We start from the raw sequence: 9,207 nt of genomic DNA, 5'->3' as shown, positions 1-9,207 counted from the left end.
CAACAGCTTCGGCGGCGTGGTCGTGCCGGCGTTGGCCAGCGTGTTCGGCATCTTCCTGGTGCGCCAGTACGCACGCTCGATCCCCGATGAGCTGCTGGAAGCGGCGCGCATGGACGGGGCAGGGGAGATGCGCATCTTCTTCCAGATCGTGCTGCCGATGCTCAAGCCGGTGCTGGTAACGCTGTCGATCTTCACCTTCATGGGCGCCTGGAACGATTTCATGTGGCCGTTGATCGTGCTGACCGACCAGGAGCACTACACTCTGCCAGTCGCCCTGGCCACCCTGTCGCGCGAACACATCATGGACGTGGAGATGATGATGGCCGGTGCGGTGGTCACGGTGGTGCCGGTGCTGCTGCTGTTCCTGGCATTGCAGCGTTACTACATCCAAGGTCTGCTGCTGGGGAGTGTCAAAGGGTGAAACATGCCGTCGTCGCGGTGGGTCTGGGTCTTGGGCTGATGTGGTCGATGGCGGCCCCGGCCGCCGCGCCGGCAGCGTTGCCGGCACCGAAGGTGCTGGACAGCTTCGACGACATGAGTCCGTGGAAGCTGGTGGTGTCCGACCAGGTCAGCGGTTCGCTGCGCAGCGTGGTCGGCAGTGGCGGCGGGCGCGCGCTGTGCGTGGACTACGATTTTCACGACGTTTCCGGCTACGTCGGCATCCGCCGCGAGCTGGGCATCGAGTACCCGGCCAACTACCAGTTCGGCCTGCAGCTGCGCGGCGACTCCCCGTCCAACGACCTGCAGTTCAAGCTGATCGACGCCAGCGGTGACAACGTGTGGTGGGTCAACCGGCCCGGCTACACCTTCCCCAAGGCGTGGAGCAGCGCGCAGTACCGCGCGCGCCAGATCGAGAAGGCCTGGGGGCCGTCCAAGGAAACCACGCTCGCCCGCAGCGCCGCGATCGAATTCACGATTTACAGCAAGGTGGGCGGCAAGGGCACGGTGTGCTTCGACCGCTTGACCCTGCAGGGCCTGCCGCCGATGGATACCTCGGCGTTGACGCCGTCGGTGATCGCCGACACCGCCACCGCACTGCAGAGCCGCATCGCCGACGGCAAACCGGACACGGTGTGGATCAGCGGCGGCGTGGCCGAGCAGACCATCAGCCTGGACCTGCACAAGGTGCGCGAGTTCGGCGGTGCGGTCATCCAGTGGCTGCCGGGACTGGAAGCCACCCGGTACGTGGTGCGCACCTCGCAGGATGGCCGTAGCTGGAAGGAAGTGCGCGAGGTGGTCGGTGGCGGTGGTGACCGCGACTGGCTGGCGCTGCCCGATACCGAGGCGCGCTACCTGCGTTTCGACCTCAAGGGCGGCCCCAGCTGGCGCTACGGCATCCGCGATATCAGCCTGAAACCGCTGGATTTCGCCGACACCCCCAATGACTTCATCCGCTCGGTCGGTGCCGACCTGCCACGCGGTTCGGTGCCGCGCGGTTTCAGCGGCGAACAGCCGTACTGGACGCTACTGGGCCTGGATGGTGGCCGCGAACAGGCATTGATCGGCGAAGACGGCGCGCTGGAAGTGGCCAAGGCCAGCTTCAGCGTCGAGCCGTTCGTGCTGGTGGACGGCAAGAAGCTGCTGAGCTGGGCCGATGTGACCAGCAGGCAGTCGCTGCAGGACGATTACCTGCCCATCGCCAGCGTCGACTGGAGCCACGACAAGGCCGCGCTGCAGGTCACCGGCTTCGTGCAGGGCACCCCCGACAAGGCGCAGCTGGTCGGTCGCTACACCCTGCGCAACCCGGACAAGGTCGCCCACGAATACACCCTGGCACTGGCCGTGCGCCCGTGGCAGGTCAATCCGCCCACCCAGTTCCTCAACACCGTCGGCGGCTTCAGCCGCATCGACAACCTGTCGGTGGAGGCCAGCGACGTCGAGGTCAACGGCACCCCGCGCGTGTACCCGGCGCAGGCGCCGGACGCCACCTTCGCCACCACCTTCGACAGCAAGCTGGACGTGGTGCACCTGGCCAGCGGCAAGCTGCCGACCACCACCGAGGTCCGCGATCCCACCGGCCTGGCCTCCGGCGCACTGGTGTACCGCTGGAAGCTGGAACCGGGCCAGAGCCGCGAGGTCGCGCTGGTGCTGCCGCAGACCGGCGCGTGGACCATGCCCAAGGACTTCGACGCGGCCAAGGCGCAGCAGACCGTGGCCTCGATGTGGCGCACCAAGCTGGACCAGGTGACCCTGCAGGTGCCCGCCGCCGGCAAGCCGCTGGCCGACACCCTGCGCACCGCGCTGGCGCACATGCTGATCTCGCGGATCGGCCCGAGCATCCAGCCGGGCACGCGGTCGTATTCGCGCAGCTGGATCCGCGACGGGGCGATGATTTCCGAAGGCCTGCTGCGCATGGGCCGCAGCGATGCGGTGCGCGAGTACGTCAGCTGGTATGCGCCGCATCAGTTCGACAACGGCAAGGTGCCGTGCTGCGTGGATGCGCGCGGCAGCGATCCGGTGCCGGAGAACGACAGCCATGGCGAGCTGATCTTCAACATTGCCGAGTACTGGCGCTATACCGGCGACAGCACCTTCCTGGAGGCGATGTGGCCGCACGTGCAGGGCGCCTACGGTTACATGGAGCAGCTGCGCCTGAGCGAGCGCACCGAGGAGAACCGCGCGCGTAATCCGGCCTTCTACGGGATGATGCCGGTGTCGATCAGCCACGAAGGCTACTCGGCCAAGCCGATGCACTCGTACTGGGACAATTTCTGGGCGCTGCGCGGCTACAAGGATGCGGCGATCATCGCCAGCACGCTGGGCAAGGCCGAGGCCATGCAGATCAGCGCCTCGCGCGACCAGTTCCGTGACGACCTCGCGGCCTCGCTGCAGGCGGCGGTGGCCCAGCACAAGATCGACTACCTGCCCGGTTCGGCCGAGCTGGGCGATTTCGACGCCACCTCGACCACCATCGCGCTGGCCCCGGGTGGCGAACAGGGGCGCCTGCCACAGCCGTACCTGGACAACACCTTCGAGCGGTACTGGACGCAGTTCGTGGAACGCCGCGACGGCAAGCGCGAGTGGAAGGACTACACCCCCTACGAGTGGCGCAACGTGGCCGCGTTCGTGCGCCTGGGCTGGCGCGACCGCGCCTGGCAGGCCACCGAGTTCTTCTTCAAGGACCGCGCGCCGCAGGCCTGGAACCAGTGGGCCGAAGTGGTCTCGCATACCCCGCGCAAGCCGTTCTTCGTCGGCGACCTGCCGCATGCCTGGGTGGCCTCGGACTTCGTGCGCTCGGCGCTGGACATGTTCGCCTACAACCGTGATGTCGACGACAGCCTGGTGCTCGCCGCCGGCGTGCCGTCGCGCTGGCTGGATGGCAAAGGCGTGGCGATCAAAGGCCTGCGTACGCCGAACGGGCAGCTCAGCTACGCATTGAGCCGTAGCGACAAGCAGCTGGTGCTGGAGGTCGCGGCCGGCGTGGTGCCGCCGCAGGGCGGGGTCATCCTGCGCTGGCCGTACAGTGGCGAACCGGGCGACACCCTGGTCAACGGCGAACCGGCACAGTGGTTGAATGGCGAGCTGCGCATCACCCAGGTGCCGGCCAAGGTCGAGATCGACGTGCCGTCTTCGGTACGTCGCGCAGAACGCAAGGCACAGTAATGCGGACGTCTGCTTTCACTGCACGCGCGCGCCGTGCGTTTGTCCATGCCCTGGCCGTGGCGTGCCTGCTCAGCGGCGTCGTGCACGCGGCCGAGCCGACACCGGTTGCGGCGGTCACGACGGCGCCGGGTACGGCGGCCAGCGCCGGGCCGGGCATGAGCATGGTCACCTTCAACCTGCATCACGACCGGGAAAACTGGCCGGCGCGGCGCAAGGTGATCCTGCGCGAACTGCAGGCGCTGCGCCCCGATGCGATCGCGCTGCAGGAAGTGATCCAGAAGCCGAACGTGCGCAACCAGGCCGCGTGGCTGGCACGCCGGCTCGGCTACGACTACCAGTTCGTGTCCACCGATCCGCCGGGGCGCTTCAAGCGCTATGGCAACGCGCTGTTGACCCGGCGCAAGGTGCTGGCGCGCAACGACCATCTGCTCGCGCCGCGGGGCGACTACCGCACCGTCGCGCATCTGCGCATCGACGTGAACGGCAGGCCGGTGAATGTCTACGCCACCCATCTCAACGAACGCTCGGACGAAACCGGCAGCCGCATCCGTGCCGAACAGGTCGCCGATCTGCTCACCTTCATTGCCGGTACCGCCGGTGATGCCCCGGTGGTGATCGCCGGCGACTTCAACGCGCTGGTGGATGCCGGCGACCTGAGCGCGCTGCGCAACCAGTACGGCGACAGCTTCGGCAGCGTGCACGTCAACAACGAACTGGCCCAGGWCAGTACGCTCAACCGGCACTATTACCAGGCGCCGTCGCGCATCGACCACATTTTCTTCCAGCAGGACCGGCTGCTCGCCCGCGAAGCGAAGATCCTGTTCGACCAGCCCTACGCCGAAGGGCGCTGGGCATCGGACCACTACGGGGTGTGGACGCGCCTGCAGTTCGCCCCGTCGCCGGGCACCCCGGCCGCCAGCACGCCCTGAAACGCGCCGACGCGGCGGACGGCCCGGTAGAGCCACGGCATGCGTGGCCGCATTCCACCCGGTGTCCGGAAACGCAAACGCGCTACGGAATCGCCTGCCCGCTGATCTTCTCCCAGGACTGTCCATTGCGCGTCCGCCAGGTGCCGCCCGTGGCGCAGCAGCCGCCCGCACCGAACGCACGTCGACCCAGCACCGCAATCACTGCACCGTCCTCTTCGCGCAGCGACTGCCGCTCGCAGCCGGTAAAGAACGGATAGGGCTCCGGCGCCAGCACTTCGGTCAAGGTGACGTCCTGGCCAGGCCCGCGCGCGACCCCGAACACCGTGCAGTCCCGCGCCAGCAGTTCCACGGGCGCGCCGCCGAGCTGGCCGCGGAACCGATCCTCCGGCAATGCATCGCGTACCGCGATGGCCGCGTCGCTGAGGGGAGGTGCCGGCGCAGGGGCAGGGCGGCACGCAGCCACCGTGCAGAGCAACAACACACAGGCGGGCAGGGAGATGGATCGCAGCATCGGCCGAGCATGCCACAGCCTCCGTGATCCCCAAACGCAGACAGCGGCCCGAAGGCCGCTGTCTGGGTGTTGCGTACCGCGTGGGCGGGATCAGGCCTTGTCGTTCTTTTCCTGATCCTGCTTGTCGGTGGCGTCGGTCTGCGCGACATCGGTCGGGATGTCCTCGCGGGCCTCGGCCTGTGCGGCCTGGGCAGCTGCATCGGTGCTGGCCGGGGCGTCACTGGCGGCAGTGCCGAACAGCTGGCCGTTGTGCACCACCGGGGTGGCCTCGACACGGGCGGCCGGAGCCGGTGCCACCTTTTCCGGCGCTGCCTGGATCGGATCGACCGCGGCGTCGAGCATGCTCGACTGCACCGGACGGGCCTCGTGGCTGGCGTCGACGGTCACGGCGGCGGGTGCCGCCTCGACAGTCTTCGGCGCCTCGACAACCGGGGCAGCTTCAACGGCCTTCGGGGTCTCGACAACCGGGGCAGCTTCAACCGCTTTCGGGGTCTCGACAACCGGAGCAGCTTCAACCGCCTTCGGGGTCTCGACAACCGGAGCGGCTTCAACCGCCTTCGGGGTCTCGACCACCGGGGCAGCTTCAACCGCCTTCGGGGTCTCGACAACCGGGGCAGCGTCAACGGCCTTCGGGGCCTCGACAACCGGAGCAGCTTCAACCGCCTTCGGGGCTTCGACAACCGGGGCAGCTTCAGCGGCCTTCGGGGTCTCGACAGCCGGAGCAGCTTCAACCGCCTTCGGCGTCTCGACAACCGGGGCAGCGTAGGCAACCTTCGGCGCTTCGGCATGCGGCGCGGCGGCCGGCTTCGGGGTCTGCACCACGGCCGGCGCCGGCGTCGGCGATTCCACGAACGGCACGCGGTCGGTGTACGACGGTGCGGCCGCTTCCGGGGCCGGGCTGGCCTCGGCGTGGCCGGCGGTCACCACCGGGCTGCTCACCACGGCCAGCGGTGCAGCGGCGGCGACAGCAGCCACCGGGGCCGGGCGCGGGGCCTGGACCGGTGCGGTCGGGGCCGGCGCATTGCCGCTGTCGTCGTCGAAGTCGAACTCCGGCTGTGGCTGACCGTTGTTGGCGGCCGGACGTTCGGCCCGGGCGGCATCTGCACCGTCCTGGTCGCCATCCTGGTCGTCACCGTCGTCGTCCAGACCGGCGTCATCGTTCAAGCCTTCGCTGCCCGTTGCCGAGTCGCCATTGCCACGACGACGGCGACGGCCACCGCGACGGCCGCGACGACGACGCGAGCCGCCATCACCGTTGGCGTCGTCGGCATTGCCCGGGCCGTCGGTCTGCTCACCGGCTTCACCGGTGGTCAGCGCGGCTTCCTCGGTCGCAGCGGAGGCTGCGTGCGGGGCGCTGTCGTCCTGCTGTACGGCTGCATGCGGCGCGCCGCCGTCGGCACCGGTCACCGCCGCGGCGGCAAGCACGGCGGCATCGGCGACGGGTGCGGCGGTGTCGACCGGCCTGGGCGCATCGGCCTGTGGCTGACGGGCCGGCCTCTCGCTGGCGGCCGGCTTGTCACCCTCACCCTGCTGCGGCTTGGGCTGCTGCGGGTTCTGGTTCTGGCGGGGCTGCTTCAGCTTGGGCTGCTGCTGTTCGTTACGCGGCTGCTTGGGCTGCTGCTCACCGCGCGGCTTGCCCTGGCCCGGTGCCTGCACCTGTGCAGCGGCTGCGGCCGGTGCGGCCACGTCCTGGCGACGCTCGTCGCGGCGCTCGTTCTTGCCGCCACGTTCGCCACGCTCGGCGCGGTCCTTGTTGCCACGGCCCTGGGCCTGGCCCTGACCGTTGCCGCCACGCTCGCCACGCTCATCGCGACGACCGCCGTTGCGGTCCTTGTTGCGATCCTTGTTGCGGTTGTTGCGGTTGCCGTCCTGGACAGGACGACCGCTCGGCTGCGGTGCAGCGGCCGGGGCCGGCTCGCCGCCGAAGATGCGCTTGAGCCAACCGACCACGCCGGTGGCGGCCGGTGCGGCCACCACCACAGGGGCGACCGGGATCGGCGCGGCTTCCGGTTCCGGCGCTTCGCGCACCGGGGCCGGCTGGCTGTGCTTGACCTGGGTCACCACCGGGGCAGCCGGGATGTTCAGCTGGGCCTTGGTCAGCGCGTGTACCGGCAGCTTGCGCGGGGTGCCGCGCTGGTAGCTCGGCTTGCCGCTTTCTTCGCCCAGCTCGTTCTCGCGCAGGCGGGTGACTTCGTAGTGCGGGGTATGCAGCTGTTCGTCGGCGACGATCACGATCGGCGCGTCATGGCGCTGTTCGATCTCGCGCAGGGCGCTGCGCTTCTCGTTGAGCAGGTAGTTGGCGATTTCCACCGGGGCCTGGACCAGCACCTGCCCGGTGTTCTCCTTCATCGCATGCTCTTCGGCCACGCGGATGATCGACAGCGACATCGACTCGACGCTGCGCATGCGGCCATGGCCGTCGCAACGCGGGCACACGATCTGGCTGGATTCCCCCAGGCTCGGACGCAGGCGCTGGCGGCTCATCTCCATCAGGCCGAAGCGCGAGATGCGGCCCAGCTGCACGCGCGCACGGTCGTACTTGAGCGCGTTCTGCAGGCGGTTCTCGACTTCACGCTGGTGCTTGTTGGAGGCCATGTCGATGAAGTCGATGACCACCAGGCCGCCAAGGTCGCGCAGGCGCAGCTGGCGGGCCACTTCTTCGGCCGCTTCCAGATTGGTCTGGAAGGCGGTGTCCTCGATGTCGCTGCCCTTGGTGGCGCGCGAGGAGTTGACGTCGATGGCGGTCAGCGCTTCGGTCTGGTCGACCACGATCGAGCCGCCGGACGGCAGGCGCACGTTGCGCTCATACGCGCCTTCGATCTGCGATTCGATCTGGAAGCGGTTGAACAGCGGGATGTCGTCGGTGTAATGCTTGAGCTTGCGCAGGGTCTGCGGCATCACCTGCTGCATGAACTCACGGGCGGTGTCGTACAGCTCCTGGGTGTCCACCAGGATCTCGCCGACGTCGGCGCGCAGGTAGTCGCGCAGGGCGCGAACGATCAGGCGCGACTCCTGGTAGATCAGGAACGCGGCCGGCTTGGTCAGCGCCGCTTCGGCGATGGCCTTCCACACCTGCAGCAGGTAATCCAGGTCCCACTGCAGCTCTTCGGCATCACGGCCGACGCCGGCGGTGCGGATGATCACGCCCATGTCGTCGGGGATGTTCAGCTTGTCCAGCGCTTCCTTCAGCGCGGCGCGGTCTTCACCCTCGATGCGACGCGAGACGCCGCCAGCGGTGGGCGAGTTCGGCATCAGCACCATGTAGCGGCCGGCCAGGGAGATGAACGTGGTCAGGGCGGCGCCCTTGTTGCCACGCTCTTCCTTGTCGACCTGGACCACCACTTCCTGGCCCTCGCGCAGCAGCTCGCGGATGCCGGCCTTGTTCGGGTCGACGCCAGCCTGGAAGTAATCGCGGGAGATTTCCTTCAGCGGCAGGAAGCCATGGCGGTCGGCACCGTACTCGACGAAGGCCGCTTCCAGCGAAGGTTCAAGGCGCGTGATGCGGCCCTTGTAGATGTTCGACTTCTTCTGTTCCTTGGACGGCTGTTCGATGTCGATGTCGTACAGCGTCTGGCCATCCACGATGGCTACCCGCAGCTCTTCGGCCTGCGTGGCATTGATCAGCATTCGCTTCATTCTTGCGTTCCTCGCGCGCTGCTACCGCGCGGAACGCCATGGGGTTTCGCTTCTGGTCACGCTTCGTCGCCCATCGCGCAGGCGCGGGGAGGGCGGCTTGGGTTTCCAGCGCTACAACACCACGGCAGGCCGCGGGAGCGCTTCATTTGTTTTGGTTTGGGTGTAACGGGGCCGGAGGCAGCTTTCAGCCAGGCTGGAGCGCCACAGGGACATGTTTTTCAGCTCAGACGCTTGTCAGGCATCCGGCGATGGCCGGGACCGCCGGTGAGCCGCTAACATGGCCGCCCCGGGGGCGGTGGCTGCGCACTGTGCCGGAATCGAGGGAAGTCGGGCTTCTGGCCCAGAGCAACTTCCAACGAAATCAATCCCTTATCTCGCCCGCCGAGTGTAACAGAATAAAAGGCCAATGACCGTTACCGAGCCCACCCCGAAAGCCGCTGAAGCCATGACCAGCGTACGTATCCTCACTGTCCCGGCCGACCGGGCAGGGCAACGCCTGGACAACTTCCTGCTCGGCCAGCTCAAGGG

At 68.2% G+C, this 9,207-nt stretch carries 5 protein-coding genes and 1 pseudogene; 4 read left to right on the top strand and 2 right to left on the bottom strand.

What is annotated here, in order from left to right; genetic code table 11:
* From AC1DQP_RS12090 to AC1DQP_RS12080, 3 genes are all read left to right on the top strand, one after another.
* A partial coding sequence (locus tag AC1DQP_RS12090) for a carbohydrate ABC transporter permease (protein ID WP_478051672.1) occupies positions 1-421 on the top strand: 421 nt, incomplete at its 5' end.
* Between the two features lie 47 nt (positions 422-468).
* Positions 469-3,603: a discoidin domain-containing protein gene (locus AC1DQP_RS12085; protein WP_478051673.1), complete on the top strand. Its 3,135-nt coding sequence runs from the start codon at positions 469-471 to the stop codon at positions 3,601-3,603.
* The gene (locus AC1DQP_RS12080) at positions 3,603-4,532 is read left to right on the top strand and encodes an endonuclease/exonuclease/phosphatase family protein (protein ID WP_478051671.1); all 930 of its coding nucleotides are present in this window, start codon (positions 3,603-3,605) and stop codon (positions 4,530-4,532) included. The genes AC1DQP_RS12085 and AC1DQP_RS12080 overlap by 1 nt, the downstream gene beginning before the upstream one ends.
* An 82-nt stretch (positions 4,533-4,614) precedes the next feature.
* Here the strand turns inward: AC1DQP_RS12080 and AC1DQP_RS12075 are convergent, their stop codons facing one another.
* Positions 4,615-5,043, bottom strand: coding sequence for a hypothetical protein (locus AC1DQP_RS12075; RefSeq protein ID WP_457319335.1), 429 nt, complete (start codon positions 5,041-5,043; stop codon positions 4,615-4,617).
* Between the two features lie 90 nt (positions 5,044-5,133).
* Positions 5,134-8,679, bottom strand: coding sequence for an Rne/Rng family ribonuclease (locus tag AC1DQP_RS12070; protein WP_478051670.1), 3,546 nt, complete (start codon positions 8,677-8,679; stop codon positions 5,134-5,136).
* A 406-nt stretch (positions 8,680-9,085) separates the two neighbouring features.
* Here AC1DQP_RS12070 and AC1DQP_RS12065 point away from each other — a divergent pair.
* A pseudogene (locus tag AC1DQP_RS12065) lies at positions 9,086-9,207 on the top strand (RluA family pseudouridine synthase); the annotation flags it as partial.

This window comes from Stenotrophomonas sp. P5_A8 (assembly GCF_056400545.1).
This window is presented reverse-complemented; position numbering and strand designations above follow the sequence as displayed.

Excerpts from the sequence above, each read along its gene's own strand:
- AC1DQP_RS12070 (WP_478051670.1), bottom strand. The coding sequence starts at position 8,679 with ATGAAGCGAATGCTGATCAATGCCACGCAGGCCGAAGAGCTGCGGGTA.
- AC1DQP_RS12075 (WP_457319335.1), bottom strand. The coding sequence starts at position 5,043 with ATGCTGCGATCCATCTCCCTGCCCGCCTGTGTGTTGTTGCTCTGCACG.
- AC1DQP_RS12085 (WP_478051673.1), top strand. The coding sequence starts at position 469 with ATGGCGGCCCCGGCCGCCGCGCCGGCAGCGTTGCCGGCACCGAAGGTG.